Below are 21266 nucleotides of genomic sequence, written 5' to 3' on the forward strand. Positions count from 1 at the left end.
GTCGAAGGGTTTTCCGGCCCTACGGCTTCTCGGACAGGTCGCCGGTCTCGGTGACGATTCCGGGGCCGGGCACGTCCTTCCATGTGTAGGTGAGCAGGTCACCTTTCCTGGTGAGCCAGATGGTCCCCGCGATGCAGCCCCCGCTGTTGGCTCCCAGCGCGAAGACGAGGGTGTCCTTCTCGACCTTCTGCAGGGTGATCCGGCCCGTGCAGTTGTAGCCGGGTTCGGCCCAGCCCGCGTCGCTCTTGCCCGCTTCGAGTTCGACCTCGATCCTCTTGGGGCCGGGTGCGATCGGGTTGGTGGAGGTGATGCCGTCGCCGGCCCAGCTCCCCGCGAAGGAGGCGGGGATCTTCAGGCCGCCGCCGGAGGGCTGGGAGCCGGTCGCCTCGGAAGGGGCGGGGGAGGCCGCTTCCGAGGGGTCCGCGGACGTGGTCTCGGCCGGGTCGGGGGAGCCTGCCGCGGAGGATCGGGAGCCGGTCGCGGCCGATGGGGTGGAGGTGGCGGCGAGGGTGCCGCCGGAGCGGTCGCCGAGGGTGAGCCGGACGGCGACTCCGGCGGCGATCAGCACGGACACGGCCACCAGGACCGAGCCGATCACGAACCCCCGGGAGCGTCCTCGCCCCGCCTGGGTGGTGAGGGCGGACCGGCCGGGTCCGGTCCGTTCCTGGTCGGCCCGGAGGCCGGGACCCGCCGGGGGAGGGCCGTGCCCGGGAGCGGGGACACCCGCTGCGAAGGGGGAGCCGGACGGACCCGGGGAGCCGGGGGAGGCCAGTTCGCTGCCGATCCGCGCCAGGTCCTCGGTGGAGGGCGGGGTGCGCGCGCCGGGGTCGACCAGGTTGATCATCAGGGCGCGGGCGGTGGGGCGCCGGGCCGGGTCCTTGTCGAGGCAGGAGGCGATCAGCGCGCCGTACCGGGCGGGCAGCGCCGACAGGTCCGGGTGGTGGCTGAGGATCCGGTGCAGGACGGCGGGCACCGTGTCGGCCCCGAACGGCGAGCGCCCGCTCGCCGCGCAGAGCATGGTGGCCGCCCAGGCGAACACGTCGGAGGCGGGGGAGGCCGGGGAGCCGGCGATCTGCTCGGGGGACAGGTAGGCGGGGGTGCCGATCAGCCCGGAGGTGTGGGTGGCCGCGCCCTCCTCCCTGGCGATGCCGAAGTCGACCACGCGGGGGCCGTCCGGGCCGAGAAGCACGTTGGCGGGCTTGAAGTCGCGGTGCACCACTCCGGCGGCGTGGATGGCGGCCAGGGCGGTGGCGGTGCCGACGACCAGGCGCTCCAGCTCGCCGCCGCGCAGCGGGCCGCCGTTCTTGATCCGCTGCTCCAGGGAGGGACCGTCGACGAACTCGCTCACCACGTACGGCCGCGGCCCGTCGACCGAGGCGGTCAGCACGCGGGCGGTGCAGAACGGGGCGACGCTCTCCAGCGTCGCCAGCTCCCTGGCCAGCCGCCTGCGGGACTCGGTGTCGGCGCGGTACAGCAGCTTGACCGCGACCGGCCCGCCGTCGGGCGCGTAGGCGAGGTAGACGACGCCCTGGCCGCCCTCGCCGAGCCGTCCGGCCAGCCGGAACCCGCCGAGCTGTGCCGGGTCGTCGGAGGTCAGGGGAGTCGCGGCCATGGGGGCAAGGCTATCGATACCGCTCGGTATGGCATAGGGCGGGTTTAGTGCCGCCGGTCACGGAAAGTGAACCAGCGGCCGGGGCCATACCGTGAAGGCAAAAGGTAGATCAATCGGTAAACCTCCCTTCCCGTGACGCGTCACCTATTACGCTCCGGTTAGCCACCATTGCTCGACCCCCTGGAGATTCCGTGGCCATCGATCTCGTTTCCCGCCGTGAATGGGGGGCCCGCAAGCCGCGCGGTTCCTACACCCCGATCAATTCGACCAGGGGTGTGAAAGTCCACTACACGGGCGGGCGCGTCGATCCGGGAATCGTCAATGATCACGCGAGGTGTGTGACCCTGATGAAATCCATCCAAAATCAGCATATGGATGGAAACGGATGGATGGACATAGGTTACTCAATGGTGGCATGTCCACATAGAAAGGTGTTCGAAGGGAGAGGCCCCAAGCGCCTTCCCGCCGCCAACGGCGCCGGGCTCAACGGCGGCCACTACGCCGTGCTCGCCCTGGTCGGCTCCTCCGGGCTGGTCCAGCCGACCGACGAGATCCTGAACGCCGTCCTCGACGCGGTCGAGTACCTCCGCGCGCGGGGCGGCGCGGGCCGCGAGATCAAGGGCCACCGGGACGGCTACGCGACCTCCTGCCCCGGGGACCGGCTCTACGCATGGGTGCGGCGCGGCGCCCCGCGTCCCGGCGGCGCCCCCGACCCGCCCGACCCGCACCCCTCCTTCCCCGGCCGCACGCTCAAGTACCCGCCGGTCATGGTCGGCGAGGACGTGCGGACCTGGCAGCGGCAGATGAGCGAGCGCGGCTGGGACATCGACGTCGACGGCCTCTACGGCGAGCGGTCCCGCGAGGTCTGCCGGGGGTTCCAGCAGGAGAAGGACCTGGCCGTGACCGGAGCGGTCAACCGCGCGACCTGGAACGCGGCCTGGCAGGAGCCGGTCACCTGACCTCCCCGCCGTTGCTCCCCCTGCCGTGCGGGTGGTGGCAGGCCACCCAGTGGTCCGCGCCGATCCGCCGCATCACCGGCTCCTCGGCCGCGCACAGCGGCGTGGCGGCCGGGCAGCGGGTGCGGAAGCGGCACCCGCTGGGCGGTGTCACCGGCGAGGGCGGCTCCCCGCTGATCAGCCGGTCGGCGGGCGGCAGCCCGAGTCCGCCGCGCGGGATCGAGGCCAGCAGCGCCCGGGTGTAGGGGTGGGCGGGCCGCCCGACCAGGGCCTCGCCGGAGGCCAGCTCGCAGACCTTGCCGAGGTACATCACCAGGATGCGGTCGCTGACGTTCTTGACCACGGCCAGGTCGTGGGCGATGAACACCAGCGTCAGCCGGTAGCGCTCCTTGAGCTCCTCCAGCAGGGCGAGGATCTGCGCCTGCACCGAGACGTCCAGCGCGGAGACCGGCTCGTCGCAGATCACGACCTCGGGTTCGAGCACCAGCGCCCGCGCGATGGAGACGCGCTGGCACTGCCCGCCGGAGAACTCGTGCGGTCGACGCGCGGCGGCGGTGGCCGGGTCCAGCCCGACCGCCGTGAGCATCTCGTCGACCAGGTCCGCGCCCGTGCCCCAGACGCGGGGCCCCTCGGCGACGATGTCGCGGACCCGCCGCCGGGGGTTGAGCGACGAGATCGGGTCCTGGAAGACCATCTGGAGCCGCCGGCGGGTCCTGCGCAGGGCCTCCCCGCGCAGGGCGGTCAGCTCCACGCCGTCCAGCCGGACCGAGCCTGCCCGCGGCGGCGGCATCTGCATCAGCGCCCGCGCCGTCGTGGACTTGCCGCATCCGGACTCGCCCACGATGCCGAGCGTCTCCCCCCGGGCCACGTCGAAGCTCACCCCGGAGACCGCGTGCACGCTCCGGCCGCCTCCGGCGGGGAACTCCACGACCAGGTCCTCCACCCGGAGCACCACCTCGTCGGCGGGACGGAGATGGGCGTTCCCGCTACCGGCCACGGCTGTCTGCTCCTTCGATCGTGTCGGTCGTCTCTTCCGCTCCGGCCGCCTCGGTCGCCCTGAGCACCTCGGCCGCCCCGGACATCCCGGATACGCCGGATGTCTCGACGGCTCCCGCCCCGGTCCCCACGGGGTACCAGCAGGCGTAGAGGTGGTCGGGGGCCTCCGCCTGGAACAGGGGCGGCTCCTCCGCCGAGCACCGCTCCCGCGCGTAGGGGCAGCGGGGGTGGAAGGCGCACCCGGACGGCGGGTTCGCCAGGTCGGGCGGGCGGCCGGGCAGCAGGCGGAGCGGGTGGTGGGCGGGGTCGGTCAGCTTCGGCACCGCCGCCAGCAGCGCCTCGGTGTACGGCATGCGGGTCCGCTCGAACAGCGTGGCCGCGGGGCCCCGCTCGACGACCTTGCCCGCGTACATCACGATGACCTCGTCGGCCCACTCGGCCACCACCGACAGGTCGTGGCTGACCAGGACCACGGCCATGTGCCGCTCCTCGCGCTGCCGCCGGATGAGCCGGAGCACCTGGTCCTGGACGGTGACGTCGAGCGCGGTGGTGGGCTCGTCGGCGAACAGCACGTCCGGGCCGCACGACAGGGCCATCGCGATCGTCACCCGCTGCCGCATGCCGCCGGAGAGCTGGTGCGGGTAGCGGCGCAGCGTCCGCGCGGGCTCGGGGATGCCGACCGAGGCCAGCAGCTCCGCGGCGCGCGCCCGGGCCGCCCTGCGCTTCATGCCCAGGTGGACCATGAGCGGCTCGGCGACCTGGGCGCCGATCGTCCGGACCGGGTTCAGGGCCGTCATCGGGTCCTGGAAGACGGCGGCGAGCCGCGTCCCCAGCAGCCGCCGCATCTGCTGGTCGTCCAGCTCGGTCAGGTCCTGCCCGTCCAGGTAGACGTGCCCGCCGCGCAGCGTCCCGCTCTCCGGGGCCAGGCCGAGGACGGAGCGGATCAGCATGGACTTGCCGGAGCCGGACTCGCCCACGACGGCCAGGGTCCGGCCGCGTTCCAGGGTGAAGGAGACGCCGTCCACGGCCCGGACGGTGCCGCGGGCGGTGGTGAAGTGCGTGCGCAGGTCGGCGGCCTGGAGGAGGACGTCCTCCTCGACGTGGTGCGGCCGGGCGGGCAGCCGCTCGGCCCGGCGGCGCCGTACCGGCTCCAGGCCGCTCTGCCGCACGTCGGTCAGGGCCCGCAGCCGGTCGCCGAGCAGGTTGAAGGCCAGGACGGTCAGGAACATGACGAAGGAGGGGAGGAGGACCACGTGCGGCGCGGTCTCCATCAGCGGCCGGCCCTCGTTGATCATCCCGCCCCAGGTGGGGGTGGGCGCCTGGACCGACAGGCCCAGGAAGGCCAGGCTGCCCTCGGCCACGATGGCCACGGCCATGCCGATGAAGGCGTAGGAGGCGACCGGGAGCGAGACGTTGGGCACGATCTCGCGCCACAGGACGGTCCGGTCCCGGGCGCCGAGCAGCCGCGCGGCGGAGACGAACTCCCGCTCGGAGAAGACCATCGTCGCGCCGCGCACCAGCCGGACCCAGGCCGGGACGCCGAGCACGCCCAGCACGATGAGCACGTTGAGCAGGCTCGCCCCTGCGAACGCCACCACGGCCAGCGCGAACACCAGCGCGGGGAAGGCGAGCGCGATGTCGTTGACGCCCATGATGACCGCGTCCACGGCCCGCCTGCGGTACCCGGCCAGGACGCCGAGGGGCGCGCCGATCAGCACGCCGAGCAGGACCGCGCCGACGCCGACGCCGAGTGAGACGCGGGCGCCGTACACGACCCGGCTCAGCACGTCCCGGCCGAGCCCGTCGGTGCCGAACGGGTGGCCCGGGCCGGGACCGGACTGGGGCGGCCCGGCCAGCGTCTCGTCGTAGCGCGGCAGCGGGAGCAGGTCGGCCGCGGCCGCCGCGGCGAGAACCAGCGTGATCCAGCCCAGCGCGAGCCAGAAACCCCAGCCCAGCCGCCTACGCACGCCGGATCCTGGGGTCGACCGCGACGTAGACGAGATCCACCGCGAAGTTGACGAGCACGTAGCCGACCGAGATCAGCACCACGCCTCCCTGCACTGTCAGATAGTCCCGGGCGAAGATGGAGTCCACGATGAGCCGGCCCACGCCGGGCAGCCCGAAGAGCGTCTCGATGATCACCGCTCCGCCGATCAGCGCCCCGAGGTTCAGGCCGACGGCGGTGACCAGCGAGATGGCGGAGGGCCGCAGCGCGTGCCGCCACAGGATGCGGCGGGGCGACAGGCCCCGGGCGCGGGCCAGCGTGATGTAGTCCTCCTGCAGGGTGGCGATCAGGTCGGTGCGGAGCAGCCGGGCGTAGACGGCCGTCTGCGCGCAGCCCAGGGTGATCGCGGGCAGCAGCACCGAGGTCAGGTTCCAGCCGAGGTCCAGCGAGATCGGCGTCCAGCCGGTGGCGGGCAGCACCTGCCATTTCACGGCGAACACCAGGATCAGCAGCACGCCCAGCACGAAGACCGGGGTGGACAGCAGCCCGAAGCTGAGCGCGGTCAGCGCCTGGTCCAGCGGCCGGCCCGCCCGGCGGGCCGCCGCCACGCCGATCGGCAGGGCCAGGCCCAGCGCGACCAGCTGGGCGGCGACCAGCAGCTCCAGCGTGACCGGGAGCCGTTCGGCCAGGGCCTCGGTGACCGGCACGCTCGTGGTGTAGGAGGTGCCGAGGTCGCCGGTGACCAGCTCGCCGAGCCAGGCGAGGTAGCGGGTGAACAGGGGGTCGTCCAGGCCCAGCTCCCGGCGGAGCTGCTCGCGGGCCTCCTCGCTCGCCGACAGGCCCAGGATCTGCGTGGTCGGGTCGCCCGGCAGCAGGTTGAGCAGGAGGAAGGACAGGAAGGTCACCACGAGCAGCACGAGCAGGAGGCGGACCAGCCGCAGGGCGATCACGACTGGCTGAGCCACAGGTGGGCGAAGGGGTGGTAGGGCACCGGTGACCCGGTCAGCGGCAGCCCCTTGGAGCCGTCGGGCAGGACGTGCTGCCCGATGCCCCGGACCTTCGTCTTGGCGATCACGGCGCCGGTGTTGAGGTGGTCGACGAAGACGAACGGCACCAGCTCGCGCAGCCGCTGCTGGACGGTGGCGTAGGCCTGCTTGCGGACGTCCTCCTGGGGGTTGCTCCGGCCGCTGTCGAGGGCGTTGCTGAGCTCGGCGTCCTTGATGCGGCTGAAGTTGAGGGAGACGGCGCCGACCGGCTGGGCGTAGTTCTGGTGCAGCCAGATGTACTCGCCGTCGGGGTCCTGGGCGGAGAACTGCGTCCAGACGGTCGCCTGGAAGTCGCCCGTCACCGCCCGGTTGATCAGGTCGGCCTGGTCCACCTGCTTGATCGTCACGTCCACGCCGGCCTTGCGCCACATGTCCTGGGCGAGCTCGATGCCCTGCATGGTGTTGGGGTCGGGCGGCGAGACGATCTCGAACGCGACCGGCCCCTTCTCGGCCTCGACCTGCTTGATCAGCTCGGTGGCCTTGGCCGGGTCGTAGGCGGGGTAGTCGCCCCCGGGGGCGTACCACTTGGACTCCTTCGACCAGGGGCCGTCGGCCTCATCGGTCAGCCCGCCGCGGAGCGTGGAGATGACCGTCCTGCGGTCGGTGGCGTGGGCGAGCGCCCGGCGGACCCGCAGGTCGTCCAGGGGCGCCACCGCGGTGTTGAGCATGAACATGTACTCCGGCACCGCCATCCCCGCGGACCGGCCGACGGTGTAGGCGTCCTTGAGGGCGCCGAACTTGGCGATGTCCTCGTCCCGGGAGGTGCCGATCACGTCGACGCCGCCGGCCTCCAGGGTCTGCGCCCGGGTCTGGCTGTCGGGCAGGATCCGGAACTCGACCTCGTCGAGGTACGGCAGGCCCTTGCGCCAGTAGTTCGGGTTCTTCGTCACCACCATCCGGCTGCCGGGCACGTACTCCTTGAACAGGAACGGCCCGGTGCCCACCGGCGTGCGGCTGGCGGCCTTCGGGTCGGCGAGCGACGACTTGGGGACGATCATCCCGGTCTGCGTGGTGAGGTAGTAGGGGAAGGCCACCCAGGGGTTGTTCAGCGTGACCTTCACCGTCATCGGGTCCACGACGTCGACGGATTTGAGGGGCGCGAACACCGCCGCGGTGAGCGGGGAGGCCTTCTGCGCGTCGAGGTTGGCCTTGACGATCTCGGCGTTCAGCGGTTCCCCGTTGGAGAAGGCGATCCCGGGACGCACCTTGACGGTCCACTCGTCGGAGTCCGCGTTGGGGGTCAGCGACTCGGCCAGCACGGGCTTCCAACCGCCCTCGGCGTCCACTCCGACGAGGGCCTCGATGATCGTCCCGGTCATGCTGTAGCTCTGGGCCGCGAACTGGTCGGTCACGGGGTTGAATCCGGCGGCGTCGGCGCTGAGCGCGTAGACGAGCCGCCCGCCGGCGACGGGGCTTCCTGCCGGGGCGGCCGCCCCGGCGTCCGGTGACGTGGTCTCGCCGGTGGGGCGCGGTCCGCTGCACGCGGCCAGCATCAGTGAGGTGAACACGACGGTCAAGATCTTTAAGCGCCTCACGCGCCTCTCCTCCCGGTAATCCCCCCGAGAGCAATTTCACCGATAGTACTATCGGTGAAAAATCGCACAAGGCCTTCGGTGAAGTTGTTCGCACCGGCCATGGCGGAGATCGTGAGAGTAGAGTTATCGGCGAACATGGAATGAGGTGGCCGTGACCGGCACGCCGCTGAGCCGCAGCGAGGCCAAGGACCTGACGAGGCGCCGGCTGATCCGCGCCGCGTTCGCCATCCTCGACGAGGAGGGCGAGGCCGGGCTGACCACCGTCAAGGTCGCCAGGGCGGCGGGGATCGCCCAGTCGAGTTTCTACGTGCACTTCAAGGACCGGCAGGACCTGCTGCGGGCCCTCGGCGACCAGGCGGGCGAGCGGCTGCGGGCGACGATGCGCGAGGCCCGGCGCAGGGCGCACGAGACGCCGGACGACGGCGAGCGGCACCGCGACACCTTCCGCATCCCGCTGGAGGCCATCCGCCGCCATCCGGAGCTGTTCCGGATCGGCCTGCGGGCCCGGCACGACCCGTCCTCGCCGCTGCAGGACTTCGCGGTCGAGTCCTCGGCCGCCTATCGGGCGCACCTGGCGGCCGACCTGGCGGCCATGGGGTTCCCGACCGGGACCGAGCGCGACCGGCGCCGCCTCGAGATGATCGCCGACGGGATCAACGCGCTGACCAACGCGATGGCCGTCGGCCACCTGGAGGGGCGCTACCCGGACCTGGAGGAGGTGGTGGACGTCCTCGTCGCCTTCTCGAAGGGGTACCTGTGGCTGCTCCGCCCGCCCCGCCGCCCGCTCTCCGAGACGGAGTAGACCGCCTGCCGAGACGGCGGCCGGCCGGACATCCGTCCGGCGGGACCCCGTAGGAATGTTCTGGAGACGGTGCGCCTACTATCCGGTGCATGACCGTGCCGCCTGAGGAGCTTCGACCGGCCGCTGCATCCCCGGTGCCGCCGGCATCCCCTGTGTCCCCGGCATCCCCTGTGTCCCCGGCGTCCCCGCCGTTCCCGCCGGCCACGCGCGAGCGGTGGCGGGAACTGGCGCTCGGGGTGCTGCGCAAGTCGGGGGTGGAGGCCGCCTCCCCGGAGGAGGCGCTGGCCTCGGCGACCTACGACGGCGTGACCGTCGCGCCGCTCTACGACCTCTCCGACCTCCCCGGCGATCCCGGCCTGCCCGGGCTCGCCCCCTACACGCGCGGCTCCCGCCCGGTGACCGGAGGCTGGGAGGTACGGCAGCGCCACGAGACGGCCGACTCCGAGGCCGTCCTCGCCGACCTGGAGAACGGCGTCACCTCGCTCTGGCTCGCCCTGGCGCCGGAGGACCTGCCGCGGGCGCTCGACCGGGTCCACCTGGAGCTGGTCTCGGTCGTGCTGGACGCGGGGGAGCGGACCCGCGAGGCGGCGGAGACCCTGTTCGCGCTCGCCGCCGAGCGCGGGGTGCGCGCCCTCACCGGGAACCTGGGCGCCGACCCGCTCGCCGACCCCTCGGCGGCCGCGGAGCTGGCCCGCAGGTGCGCGGCGGACTTCCCCGGCCTGCGCGCGGTGGCCGTGGACGCGACGCCGTACCACGACGCGGGCGGGAGCGACGCCGAGGAGCTCGGCTGCTCGATCGCGGCCGGCGTCGCCTGCCTGCGGGCGCTGACGGAGGCCGGGCTCACCGCGGAGCAGGCGTTCGGGCAGCTCGAGTTCCGCTACGCCGCCACCGCCGACCAGTTCCTCACCATCGCCAAGCTCCGCGCGGCGCGCAGACTCTGGGCCCGGGTCGCCGAGGTGTGCGGGGCCGGCGGGGGGGAGCCCGCCCCCGGCCGGGCGGATCCCGCCGGGCCCGGACCGCGGCGGGCGGCGGGCGGGCAGGTGCAGCACGCGGTGACCGGCTCGGCCATGATGACGGCCCGCGACCCGTGGGTGAACATGCTCCGCACCACCCTGGCCTGCTTCGCGGCCGGGGCGGGCGGCGCCGACGCGGTGACCGTCCAGCCGTTCGACGCCCGGCTCGGCCTGCCCGACGCCTTCGCCCGGCGCATCGCGCGCAACACCCACTCCCTGCTGGTCGAGGAGGCCGGGGTGGCCCGGGTGACCGACCCGGCGGGCGGCTCCTTCTACGTCGAGCGGCTCACCGAGGACCTGGCGGCCGCGGCGTGGGAGTGGTTCCGCGGGATCGAGCGGGCGGGCGGCATGGCCGCGGCCCTGGACTCCGGGCTGGTCGCGGAGCGGCTGGCCGCCACGAGGGAGCGGCGGTCGGCGAACATCGCCCGCCGCCGCGACCCGATCACCGGGGTCAGCGAGTTCCCGAACCTCGCCGAGCGGCTCCCGGTGCGGGCGCCCGGGCCGGGAGCGGCGGGCACGGAGCCGGGAGCGGAGGCGGCAGTGGCAGCGGGCGCGGAGCCGGAGCCGGGGCGGACCGGCCTGCCCCGGATCACCTACGCCCGGGAGTTCGAGGCGCTGCGCGACCTGGCCGACGCCCGGGACGAGCGCCCGAGCGTCTTCCTGGCCACGATCGGCCCGGTGGCCGCGCACACGGCCCGGGCCTCGTTCGCGGCCAACCTGTTCCAGGCCGGCGGGCTGGCCACCGTCCCCGGCGGGCCCGAGACCGACCCGGACCGGATCGCCGCCGCCTTCGCCGCCGCCGGCACGCCGGTGGCCTGCCTGTGCTCCAGCGACCGGTTGTACGGCGAGCACGCCGAGGCCGTGGCCGCGGCGCTCAGGAAAGCCGGGGCGCGGAAGGTCTGGCTGGCGGGGAAGGGGTCCTACGAAGGCGTGGACGGCGTCCTCTTCGCCGGATGCGACGTCCTGGCCGTGCTCCGCACGACCTTCGGCGACCTGGGGGTGACCCGGTGAGATCCCATCGACGGACGGGAGGCGGCATGGCGGGCACGCGGTCCGGCGGGACTGTGCGAGACCAGGGGGTGACCCGATGATTCCGGACTTCTCGGGGATCGAGCTGGGCGGCCGGGCGCAGGCCGCGCCGGACGGTCCGGACCGGTGGGCGCGGGCCGTGCGGGAGGAGACCGGGCGGGCCCCGGACGAGCTGCTCTGGGAGACGCCCGAGGGGATCGGGGTCAAACCGCTCTACACGGCCGCCGACACCGCCGGCCTGGAGTTCCCGCACACCTACCCGGGCGCGGTGCCGTACGTGCGCGGGCCGTACCCGACGATGTACGTCAACCAGCCGTGGACCATCCGGCAGTACGCCGGGTTCTCCACCGCCGAGGAGTCCAACGCCTTCTACCGGCGCAACCTGGCCGCCGGGCAGAAGGGCCTGTCGGTCGCCTTCGACCTGGCCACCCACCGCGGCTACGACTCCGACCACCCCCGGGTGGCCGGCGACGTCGGCATGGCGGGCGTGGCGATCGACTCGATCTACGACATGCGGCAGCTGTTCGACGGGATCCCCCTCGACCGGATGAGCGTGTCGATGACCATGAACGGCGCGGTGCTCCCGGTGCTCGCGCTCTACATCGTGGCCGCCGAGGAGCAGGGGGTGGAACCGGAGCAGCTGGCCGGGACCATCCAGAACGACATCCTCAAGGAGTTCATGGTCCGCAACACCTACATCTACCCGCCGGGACCGTCGATGCGGATCATCTCCGACATCTTCGCCTACACCAGCGAGAGGATGCCGAAGTTCAACTCGATCTCGATCTCCGGCTACCACATCCAGGAGGCCGGGGCCACCTGCGACCTGGAGCTCGCCTACACCCTCGCCGACGGCGTGGAGTACCTGCGGGCGGGCGTGGAGACCGGGCTGGACGTCGACCGGTTCGCGCCGCGCCTGTCGTTCTTCTGGTGCATCGGCATGAACTTCTTCATGGAGGTCGCCAAGCTGCGGGCCGCCCGCCTGCTCTGGTCCCGGCTGGTGGCGGGCTTCGGCGCGAAGGACCCCAGGTCGCTGTCGCTGCGCACCCACTCGCAGACCTCCGGCTGGTCGCTGACCGCGCAGGACGTGTTCAACAACGTCGTGCGGACCTGCGTGGAGGCGATGGCCGCCACCCAGGGCCACACCCAGTCGCTGCACACCAACGCCCTGGACGAGGCGCTGGCCCTGCCGAGCGACTTCTCCGCGCGCATCGCCCGCAACACCCAGCTCCTGCTCCAGCAGGAGTCGGGCACCTGCCGGGTGATCGACCCGTGGGGCGGCTCCTACTACGTGGAGCGGCTCACGCACGAGCTGGCGGAGCGGGCGTGGGGTCACATCCAGGAGGTCGAGGCCGCCGGGGGCATGGCGAAGGCGATCGACGCCGGGCTGCCCAAGCTCCGCATCGAGGAGGCCGCCGCCCGCACCCAGGCGCGCATCGACTCCGGGCGGCAGCCGGTCATCGGCGTCAACAAGTACCGGCCGGACGCCGACGAGCCGATCGAGGTGCTCAAGGTCGACAACACCGCCGTGCGGGCCAGCCAGCTGGAGAAGCTGCGGAGGCTGCGCGCCGAGCGCGACCCGCGCGCGGTGGAGGAGGCGCTGGCCGCCCTTACCGGGGCCGCCGGTGCCGCGGTGAACGGCACCCGGGCGCCAGGCCTGGAGCAGAACCTGCTCGCGCTGGCGGTGGACGCGGCCCGCGCGAAGGCCACGGTCGGCGAGATCTCCGACGCGCTGGAGAAGGTCTTCGGGCGGCACGCCGGGCAGATCCGCACGATCTCCGGGGTGTACCGGGAGGAGGCGGGGTCCGGCGTGGACGGAGTCCGTACGGCGTGCGCGGAGTTCGAGAAGGCCGAGGGCCGGCGCCCGCGCATCCTGGTCGCCAAGATGGGCCAGGACGGTCACGACCGGGGGCAGAAGGTGATCGCCACCGCCTTCGCCGACCTCGGCTTCGACGTCGACGTCGGCCCGCTGTTCCAGACGCCCGAGGAGGTCGCCCGCCAGGCGGTCGAGGCCGACGTGCACGTGGTCGGCGTCTCCTCGCTGGCGGCCGGGCACCTGACCCTGGTGCCCGCGCTGAGGCGGGCGCTGGCGGAGCTGGACGCCGACGACATCATGATCGTCGTCGGCGGCGTCATCCCGCCCGGCGACGTCGCCGAGCTGCGCGCGGCCGGGGCGTCCGCGGTCTTCCCGCCGGGCACCGTGATCGCCGAGGCCGCCCTCGACCTGCTGGGGGACCTGTCGGCCCGGCTCGGCCACGCCTCGTGAGGTGCCGTGAGAGCCCTTGAGGAGTACGTCGAGGGGGTGCGGTCCGGGTCGAGGCGCTGGCTCGGCAGGGCCGTCACCCTGGTGGAGTCCACCAGGGCCGACCACCGGGAGCTGGCGCAGCGGCTGCTGGTCGAGCTGACCCCGCTCGCCGGGAACGCCCGAAGGGTGGGCGTCTCCGGCGTGCCCGGCGTCGGAAAGTCCACGTTCATCGACGCGCTCGGCACCCACCTGACCGGCCGGGGCCACCGGGTGGCGGTGCTCGCCGTGGACCCGTCGTCCACCCGGACGGGCGGCAGCGTGCTGGGCGACAAGACCCGGATGGCCCGGCTGGCGGCCGACGACGACGCCTTCATCCGGCCCTCGCCGACCTCGGGGACGCTGGGCGGGGTCGCCAAGGCGACCCGTGAGGCCATGGTGGTGGTCGAGGCGGCGGGATACGACGTGGTGATCGTGGAGACCGTGGGCGTCGGCCAGTCGGAGACGGCCGTCGCGGACATGGTGGACACCTTCCTGCTGCTCGCGCTGGCCAGGACCGGGGACCAGCTCCAGGGCATCAAGAAGGGCGTGCTGGAGCTGGCGGACGTGATCGCGGTCAACAAGGCCGACGGCCCGCACGAGGCGGACGCCCGCCGGGCCGCCCGGGAACTGGCCGGGGCGCTGCGGTTGCTCCGCTCCGAGCGGGCGGTGCCGGTCCTGACGTGCAGCGGGTTGGCGGGCACGGGCCTGGAGGAGCTGTGGCGGCAGGTCGCCGCGCACCGGGACGCGCTGGAGGCCTCCGGCGAGCTGGCCGCCAGGCGCAGGCGCCAGCAGGTCGGCTGGACCTGGGCCATGGTCACCGACCGCCTGCTCCGGAGGCTGCACGAGCACCCGGGCGTGATCGCCGTCGCGGGGGAGGCGGAGCGCGAGGTCCTGGACGGCACGCTGACCCCGGCCCTGGCCGCCGACCGCATCCTCGCGGCCTTCACCCGGGACGGCTGACGGCCGCGTTAACCCGCGGTTAACGGTGGTATTTGTCCGAAGCTGGACACGATTCATGGTTGATGCGAACTTGATCACCGATCATGGACTGTGTGATACTCCGTCCGGAGAACTGCAAATGTGATGTGACGCGCTTTCGGTGAATAGCGCCCGGCGAGGTGAACGGCGAGGCCCGAGGGCGTCTCGGAGGACCGCCGGCCGGTGTCCCCGAGAGAGGCCGGGGCACGGCGAGGCATCCCGGCTCTGGACGTGCTGAACCGTCCGCGCGACCGCGCGGACGGTGTCTCACGCTGCGCGCGGTCACGTCGTGCGAGGTGGGAGAGGCATGGCGATTTCGATCGGCGCAGGGGCCGGGACCGCACGGCGGGTGAGGTCCGTTCCGATCCGCAGGGCGCTGCGGAGGCTGACGGAGGACCCTGCGGAGGCCCTCCTGGAGTTCGCCCAGGAGGCCGGCGGGGAGGTCGTCCGGCTGGAACTGGGGCCGTTCCGCCCCTACCTGGTGACCCACCCCGACCACGTCCAGCAGGTGATGCGCCTGGAGTGGACGAACTACCAGCGGGTGGGGATGTTCTGGCGGCCGCTGGAGCGGTTGTTCGGGCACAGCATCATGGGCGACGGCGAGCCCTGGCGCACCAGCAGGGACATCCTGCAGCCCCTGTTCACCACCCGCTACATCGCCACGATCGCCGAGGAGGTGTCGGCCCGGGTCGCCGGGCGCATCGAGGAGTGGGACGAGCACGCCCGGGCGGGGCGGAGCATCGACGCCACCGCCGAGATGTCCGGCATCCTCACCTACATCGTCAACAGGGTGCTGTTCGGGGACAAGCTGAGCAGGGAGGACGCGGAGCGCATCGTCCCGGCCTTCGACCTGGTCTCCCACTCGCTCGTCTACCGGTTCCTCATGCCGTTCATGCCCTACTTCATCCGGGTGCCCCGCGACCGGGCCTGCCTGCGGGGCGTCAAGCAGATCGACGACGTGGTCTTCCCCGTGGTCGAGAGGGCGATGGCGAACCCCGACGACGGCCTCGACGTCATCTCCGTGCTCTGCCGCTCCACCAACCCCGACGGCCGGCCGCTCACCGCCAAGCAGATCCGCGACGCCCTGGTCAGCGTGTACGCCGCGTCGTCGGAGACCACCGCGATGATCCTCACCTGGCTCTGGCTGATCCTGGAGGAGCACCCGGACGTCGCGGCCCGGCTCCAGGCGGAGATCGACGAGGTCGTGGGGGACGGGCCGGCCCGTCCCGAGCACGTCCCGCGGCTCGCCTACACCCGCATGGTCCTGCTGGAGAGCCTGCGCCTGTACCCGTCGGGCTGGCTCCTGCCCCGGCAGGTCATGGAGGACGCGGAGATCGGCGGCGTGCGGATCAAGGCCGGGGCGACGGTGCTGATCAGCTCCTACGCCACGCAGCGGCTGGAGGAGTTCTGGGACCGCCCGAACGAGTTCGACCCCGAGCGGTTCGCCTCCGACAAGGGTCCGGACGGGGAGCGCAGGCACAGGTACTCCTACTTCCCCTTCGGCGGCGGCCCGCACAAGTGCCTGGGCGAGCACCTGTTCTACGTGGAGGCGCCGCTCGTGGTCGCCGCCATCCTCAGCCGGTACCGCATCTCGGTGCGCACCCCGGGGCCCTTCACCGTCGCGTGGGCCGCCTCGCTGCGGCCCAAGGGCAGGATCGAGCTGGGCGTCTCCTTCGCCGGACGCGACCGGAGCGTGGTCCCCTCATGACGGCACGGTCCGATGCCGGCTCCTGGCCGGCGGCGACGGAGAGCGGAGCGGTCTGCGCGGGGGCCGGGCGGGCCCAGCGGGACATGTCCGAGTGGGCGCGGGAGTACCCGGGGCTTTTCTCCGCCAAGCCGTTCGACGCGGCGCTGTACAGCACGCTCTCGCTCGCCATGGCGTTCAGCGGGCCGTGGCTCACCGCGGAGCGGCTGCGGATGGCGAACAAGACCACCCTCTGGGCGTTCGGACTGGACTGGCTCGTCGACTACGTCGCCACTTCGGAGACGGAGGTGGAGGACATCGCCCGGCGGTGCCTGGACGTGGCCGCGGGCGCCCCGGCGGCCGACGGGGACGACCTCACCCGCATGCTCGCCGGCATCCGGGACGAGCTCGCCTCCTCGCCGGCCTTCGCCGTGCTCGGGCCGGTCTGGCGCGACGAGCTGGAGCGCATGCTGGACGGGATGCTCACGGAGTGGCGCTGGAAGAGCGAGAAGGCCGTGCCGGCGTTCGAGGAGTACCTCGGCAACGCCGACAACCTCGGCTTCTCCTTCGTGTTCGCCGCCCACTGGATCCACACCGCGGACGGCGGGGAGGTCGCGGACGTCGAACGGCTGCGCGAGGCGGGCCGGGCCGTGCAGCGGGTCATCCGCCTCCTCAACGACCTGGGCACCTACGAGCGCGACCTCGCCTGGGGCGACCTCAACGCCCTGGCGCTCGGCACGGACCGCGCCGGGGTCGAGCGGCAGGTCGCCGAGCTCGCCGCCCGGAGCCGGGAACTGCTCGCCCCGCTGTACGGCGGGCACCCGGAGCTGGCCCGCTACATGGAGCGGCAGATGGACTTCTGCGCCGGGTTCTACCGGGTGGGCGACTACTGGGGGACGCTGTGAGCGCCGGGCCGCCGGATCCGGACGTGGCCGCCGAGGCGGGGGAGCTGGTCGCCGGGCTGCTGGCCGAGCCCTGGGGGCAGGTGTCCGCCTCGCCGTACGAGACCGGCCGGGTGGTGAGCCTGGCCCCGTGGTTGTCCGGGCACGCCGCCCGGGTCGATTTCCTGGTCGCCGCCCAGCGGGCGGACGGGAGCTGGGGGCCGCCCGGCGGCTACGGCCTCGGGGCGACGCTGAGCGCGGTCGAGGCGCTCCTGGCCGAGCTCCGGCGCGAGAGCCCCTGCGCCGATCCCGGCCTCCTGGCCAAGGTCGCCGCCCGGGGGCTGGAGGCCGTGCGGGACAGGCCGGTTCCGGCGGGTGACCTGCCGGACCTGCCGGCGATCGAGCTCATCGTGCCCTCCCTGGTCGCCCGGATAGGCGCGCACCTCGACCGGGGGGTTCCGGGCGCGGGCGACCTCCGGCTGGGCGCGCTGCGGCCGGAGCCGCCCGCGGGCATGGGGGGCGCGAAGCTGGCGGCCGTCAGGGCGTGGCTCGCCTCCGGCGCGGAGGTCCCGCAGAAGCTGGTGCACGCCCTGGAGGTCGCGGGACCGGAGGCGGTGGCCGCCTGCGGGATCGCCCCCGCGCCGATGCCCGGCGGGATGGCGGCCCTGGGCGCCTCGCCCGCCGCGAGCGCGGCCTGGCTGGCCGTACCTCGGGGGCCGGGGAAGGGCGCGGGGCGGGACCCCGGACCGGACGGGGAGGGCGCGCCGTACGGCCCGGCCCGGCCCGCCGGGCAGGAGGAGGCCGTCCGGCGCTACCTGGAGGCGGTCGCGGCCGCCGGCGGGGGGCCGGTGCCGTGCACCCTGCCCATCACCGTGTTCGAGCGCGGCTGGACGCTGAGCTGGCTGCGGCGCGCCGGCGTTCCCGTGGAGGTGCCGGAGGAACTGGTCGCGAGCCTGCGGGACGGGCTCGGCCCGGACGGACTCGCCACCGGGCCGGGGCTGCCCGCCGACGCCGACACCACCTCCGTCGCGCTGTACGCCCTGGCGCTGCTCGGCGAGGCGCGCGAGCCGGAAGGGCTGTGGCGGTTCGAGACGGAGACCCACTTCTGCACCTGGCGCGGAGAGGAGGGGACGTCCCTGACGACCAACGCGCACGTGCTCGACGCCTTCGGCGAGTACGTGCGCAGGTGCGGAGGGGAACCCCGCCACACGGCCGTCGTGGCCGGGCTGGCGGCCTGGCTCCGCGACCGCCAGGGCCGGGACGGGAGCTGGACGGACCGCTGGCACGCCTCGCCGTACTACGCCACCGCCTGCTGCGCGATCGCGCTGCACGAGTTCGGCGGCGAGGAGTCCGCCGGCGCGGTGGCGGCCGCCGTGGACTGGGTGCTCGGCACCCGGCGCCCGGACGGGTCGTGGGGCCGCTGGGAGGGCACCGCGGAGGAGACCGCCTACGCGCTGCAGACTCTGCTGCTGGCCGGAGCCCCGCGCGAGGGGCGGTGGATGGAGGCCGTGGACCGGGGGTACCGCCGGTTGCTGGACCTGAGGGCGGGCGGGGCGCCGCCGCCGCTCTGGGTCGACAAGGACCTGTACCTGCCGGTGGCGATCGTGCGGGCGGCCATTCTGGGAGCGATTCATCTGGCGCGGCGCGCTCTGTCCGTTACGGCAGGGTGACCGGCCCAGAAAAACCGCATTAAATTCATAAATAGGACAGAAGTGTGTATCTGGTCGGTTCCGCTTGAGGCTGTTTACTGACATTGCTAGGGTTCGGCGAGTGTGATCGCGATGTCTTGTTAGCTCAGGAGATATGACGGTTTTCAACGCCCGGCGTTGGCTGTCATGACATGTGTTACCTCCTTCTTTCTGTTTTCCCGGGGTGGATGCCATGCGCTTGCGCAACGCGCGCTTGCGGACCAAAGTCACAGCGTTGCTGGTCTCACTCATCGCGCTCTGGGCGTTCACGGCATGGGTGACCGTCCGTGACGGTCTGAACATGCTCGGCGTGGCCACTCTCAACACCGGCGTGGCCGACCCGGCCGAGTCGCTCATCGTCGAGCTGCAGGCCGAGCGCCGGCTCACCGCGGTGACCCTCGGCCGGCCCGGGACGGAGCGGCAGCGGCGCGAGGCGCTGGCCGCCCAGCGCGGGCGGACCGACCGCGCCGGCGCGGACTTCCGCGAGCGCACCGCCGGCACCGGCGTGGACGTGTTCGGCAGCGCGGGCCTGGAGCGCCGCATCACCGAGATCCGCGACCTCCTGGACGGGCTGGCCACCGCGCGCAAGGCGATCGACATGGGCGGGACGGACCGGGCGCAGGCCGCCGCGGTGTTCACCGGCGTCATCGACGCCGTCTTCCGCTCCTACGACTCGATGGCCACGCTGGACGACGAGGAGCTCGCCAGGGACACCCGGACGCTCATCGCGATGAACCGGGCCCGCGACCTGCTGGCCCAGGAGGACGCCCTCGTCATGGGCGCCCTGACGGAGGGGCGGCTCACCGACGACGAGCGGATCCAGCTGACCCGGATCGCCGGTGCGCGGAAGTTCCTCACCGACCAGGCGGTGGCCGAGCTGCCCGCCGCCGACCAGGAGGCCTACCGGCGGCTGGCGGACGGTGAGCGGTTCACCCGCCTGCGCTCCATGGAGAACCTGCTGATCGGGACCAGGAACGCGGTGCAGACCGGGCTCGTCGACGCCGCGCGGTGGAGCGCCGACTCCCAGCCGGTGCAGGCCGGGTTCGCGGAGACCGTCCTCACGGCCGGCAGCGGGGTGGTGGAGCGCGCCGCCCCGGTCGCCGTCGGCGTCGTCGTCCGGCTCGTGCTGGCCGGCGGCCTGGGCCTCATCGCCGTCATCGCCTCGATCGTGCTGTCCATCACCACCGCCCGCGCCCTGGTCCAGCAGCTGGAGAAGCTGCGCAACGCCGCCTGGGAGCTGGCCAACAAGCGGCTGCCGAGCGTGGTGGACCGGATCGGCCACGGCGAGGACGTGGACGTGGCGGCCGAGGCGCCGCCGCTGGAGTTCGGCGACGACCAGATCGGCCAGGTCGGCAGGGCGTTCAACGTCGTCCAGCAGACCGCGATCGGAGTCGCGGCCGAGCAGGCCCAGCTCCGGCGCGACATCGCCGACATCCTGCGCAACCTCGCCCGCCGCACCCAGGGCCTCGTCCACCGCCAGCTGAGCGTGCTGGACGCCATGGAGCGCCGGGAGCAGGACCCGCAGGAGCTGCGCGACCTGTTCCGCCTGGACCACCTGGCGACCCGTATGCGGCGCTATGCCGAGAACCTCCTCGTCCTGTCCGGCGCGGCGCCCGGCCGCGCCTGGCGGGAGTCGGTGCCGATGCTCGACGTGGTCCGCGGAGCGCTGGCCGAGATCGAGGACTACACCCGGGTGGACGTGCTGCCCATGGGAGAGGTGTCGCTGGACGGGCGGGCCGTCGGTGACGTCATCCACCTGATCGCCGAGCTGGTCGAGAACGCGGCCTCCTTCTCCCCGCCCTACACGACGGTGAAGGTCAGCGGCCACATCGTCGCCCACGGGTACGCCGTGGAGATCGAGGACCGGGGCCTGGGCATGAGCCCGGAGGACATCGCCCTGGCCAACGAGCGCATCGCCAACCCGCCCGAGCTCAAGCTCTCCGGCAACGCCCGCCTGGGGCTGTACGTGGTCAGCCGGCTGGCCGAGCGGCACGAGATCAGGGTGGCGTTCAAGGCCTCGCCGTACGGCGGCACGACCGTCGTCGTCCTGATCCCGCAGAGTCTGATCAGCGACCGGGAGGGCGCCCCCGCCGGCGGCGCCGCCCCGGTGCAGGGGGCCGCCGAGACGCGCGCCGTCTTGGCGTCCGCGGGCGCCCGGCTGAGCGTCCCCCCGGCCCGTACGGCGACCGCCGTCCCGGCGGATCCCCCCGCTCCCGCCGGCCCGGCCACCGGTCCCGCGGCGCCCGTCCGGGGCTGGGACCCGCTGGCGGGCGGCCCGGAGTCCTCCGGGACCCCCGGCCCGGGCGCCCCCGCTCCCGCCGCTCCCGCGTCCCGCGCTCCTGCGGAGGCCCCCGGCCCGGGCCTCCCCTCGGCGGCCGGTCCGCTCGCCGCCCCCGTGTCCCACGCTCCTGCGGAGGCCCCCGTGTCCACCGGCTCCCCGTCACCGTCCTCGCCCCCCCTCATGCCTGCCCCGGACACCAGCCACACCCCCGGAGGGCTGCCCCGCCGCGTGCCCCAGACCCACCTCGCCGCGCCGCTGCGGGAGGACGAGCCGGCCCCGGAGCCGGCGCCCGCGACCGGGGGCGACGAACGCTCGCCGGAGGAGATCCGCGCCGCCTTCTCCTCGTTCCAGGCGGGGACGCGGCGCGGCCGGTCCGACGCCGCGCATCTGCTGGGCGAGGGCACCGGCCCGGGATCCCCGCAGGACGGCGGCTCCCCGGAAGGCGGGCGGCCGTCCATGTGACCCCAGCCATGATCTCGATTCGCGCATGAAGACCGCATGAAGACTCCGCGCCGACGAGCCGCCGGAGCCCGAGT

At 73.5% G+C, this 21266-nt stretch carries 13 protein-coding genes and 1 pseudogene; 9 read left to right on the forward strand and 5 right to left on the reverse strand.

What is annotated here, in order from left to right; translation table 11 throughout:
* Positions 1-19: 19 nt before the first annotated feature.
* Complete coding sequence (locus tag FHS22_RS16630) at positions 20-1612, reverse strand: serine/threonine-protein kinase (RefSeq protein ID WP_184942651.1); 1593 nt, start codon at positions 1610-1612, stop codon at positions 20-22.
* Positions 1613-2043: 431 nt separating this feature from the next.
* Between FHS22_RS16630 and FHS22_RS39270 the strand changes: the two genes are divergently transcribed.
* A complete protein-coding gene (locus tag FHS22_RS39270; protein WP_338047778.1) occupies positions 2044-2571 on the forward strand; it encodes a peptidoglycan recognition protein family protein in 528 nt (175 codons plus the stop codon).
* On the opposite strand, the gene FHS22_RS16640 is transcribed toward FHS22_RS39270, so the two are convergent.
* The 4 genes from FHS22_RS16640 to FHS22_RS16655 are packed head-to-tail and all read right to left on the reverse strand — an operon-like array spanning position 2564 to position 8090.
* Positions 2564-3565: an ABC transporter ATP-binding protein gene (locus FHS22_RS16640; protein WP_184942655.1), complete on the reverse strand. Its 1002-nt coding sequence runs from the start codon at positions 3563-3565 to the stop codon at positions 2564-2566. The two genes, FHS22_RS39270 and FHS22_RS16640, sit on opposite strands and share 8 nt — an antisense overlap.
* The gene (locus FHS22_RS37350) at positions 3555-5531 is read right to left on the reverse strand and encodes a dipeptide/oligopeptide/nickel ABC transporter permease/ATP-binding protein (RefSeq protein WP_184942657.1); all 1977 of its coding nucleotides are present in this window, start codon (positions 5529-5531) and stop codon (positions 3555-3557) included. The genes FHS22_RS16640 and FHS22_RS37350 overlap by 11 nt, the downstream gene beginning before the upstream one ends.
* Complete coding sequence (locus tag FHS22_RS16650; protein ID WP_184942659.1) at positions 5524-6474, reverse strand: ABC transporter permease subunit; 951 nt, start codon at positions 6472-6474, stop codon at positions 5524-5526. Before FHS22_RS16650 ends, FHS22_RS37350 begins: the two co-directional genes overlap by 8 nt.
* On the reverse strand, positions 6456-8090 hold the full coding sequence (locus tag FHS22_RS16655; protein ID WP_184942661.1) for an ABC transporter substrate-binding protein: 1635 nt from the start codon (positions 8088-8090) through the stop codon (positions 6456-6458). Before FHS22_RS16655 ends, FHS22_RS16650 begins: the two co-directional genes overlap by 19 nt.
* A gap of 151 nt (positions 8091-8241) precedes the next feature.
* Between FHS22_RS16655 and FHS22_RS39620 the strand changes: the two are divergent.
* The 8 genes and pseudogenes from FHS22_RS39620 to FHS22_RS16695 all read left to right on the forward strand — a co-directional run.
* A pseudogene (locus FHS22_RS39620) lies at positions 8242-8424 on the forward strand (TetR family transcriptional regulator); the annotation flags it as partial.
* A 557-nt stretch (positions 8425-8981) separates the two neighbouring features.
* A complete protein-coding gene (locus FHS22_RS16665; RefSeq protein WP_184942665.1) occupies positions 8982-10916 on the forward strand; it encodes a methylmalonyl-CoA mutase family protein in 1935 nt (644 codons plus the stop codon).
* A gap of 76 nt (positions 10917-10992) precedes the next feature.
* On the forward strand, positions 10993-13200 hold the full coding sequence (gene scpA / locus FHS22_RS16670) for a methylmalonyl-CoA mutase (RefSeq protein ID WP_184942666.1): 2208 nt from the start codon (positions 10993-10995) through the stop codon (positions 13198-13200).
* Positions 13201-13206: 6 nt separating this feature from the next.
* On the forward strand, positions 13207-14178 hold the full coding sequence (gene meaB / locus FHS22_RS16675; RefSeq protein WP_184942668.1) for a methylmalonyl Co-A mutase-associated GTPase MeaB: 972 nt from the start codon (positions 13207-13209) through the stop codon (positions 14176-14178).
* Between the two features lie 325 nt (positions 14179-14503).
* Positions 14504-15904 carry a cytochrome P450 gene (locus FHS22_RS16680; protein WP_184942670.1) on the forward strand — a complete coding sequence of 467 codons (1401 nt, stop codon included), beginning with the start codon at positions 14504-14506 and terminating at the stop codon, positions 15902-15904.
* Positions 15901-16785 carry a terpene synthase family protein gene (locus FHS22_RS16685; RefSeq protein ID WP_184942672.1) on the forward strand — a complete coding sequence of 295 codons (885 nt, stop codon included), beginning with the start codon at positions 15901-15903 and terminating at the stop codon, positions 16783-16785. The genes FHS22_RS16680 and FHS22_RS16685 overlap by 4 nt, the downstream gene beginning before the upstream one ends.
* Positions 16782-18431 carry a prenyltransferase/squalene oxidase repeat-containing protein gene (locus FHS22_RS16690; protein ID WP_338047779.1) on the forward strand — a complete coding sequence of 550 codons (1650 nt, stop codon included), beginning with the start codon at positions 16782-16784 and terminating at the stop codon, positions 18429-18431. Before FHS22_RS16685 ends, FHS22_RS16690 begins: the two co-directional genes overlap by 4 nt.
* A 253-nt stretch (positions 18432-18684) precedes the next feature.
* Complete coding sequence (locus tag FHS22_RS16695) at positions 18685-21192, forward strand: sensor histidine kinase (RefSeq protein ID WP_260407996.1); 2508 nt, start codon at positions 18685-18687, stop codon at positions 21190-21192.
* Positions 21193-21266 lie beyond the last annotated feature (74 nt).

The organism is Thiemannella venezuelensis (assembly GCF_014203605.1).
Classification (GTDB): domain Bacteria; phylum Actinomycetota; class Actinomycetes; order Streptosporangiales; family Streptosporangiaceae; genus Planomonospora_A; species Planomonospora_A venezuelensis.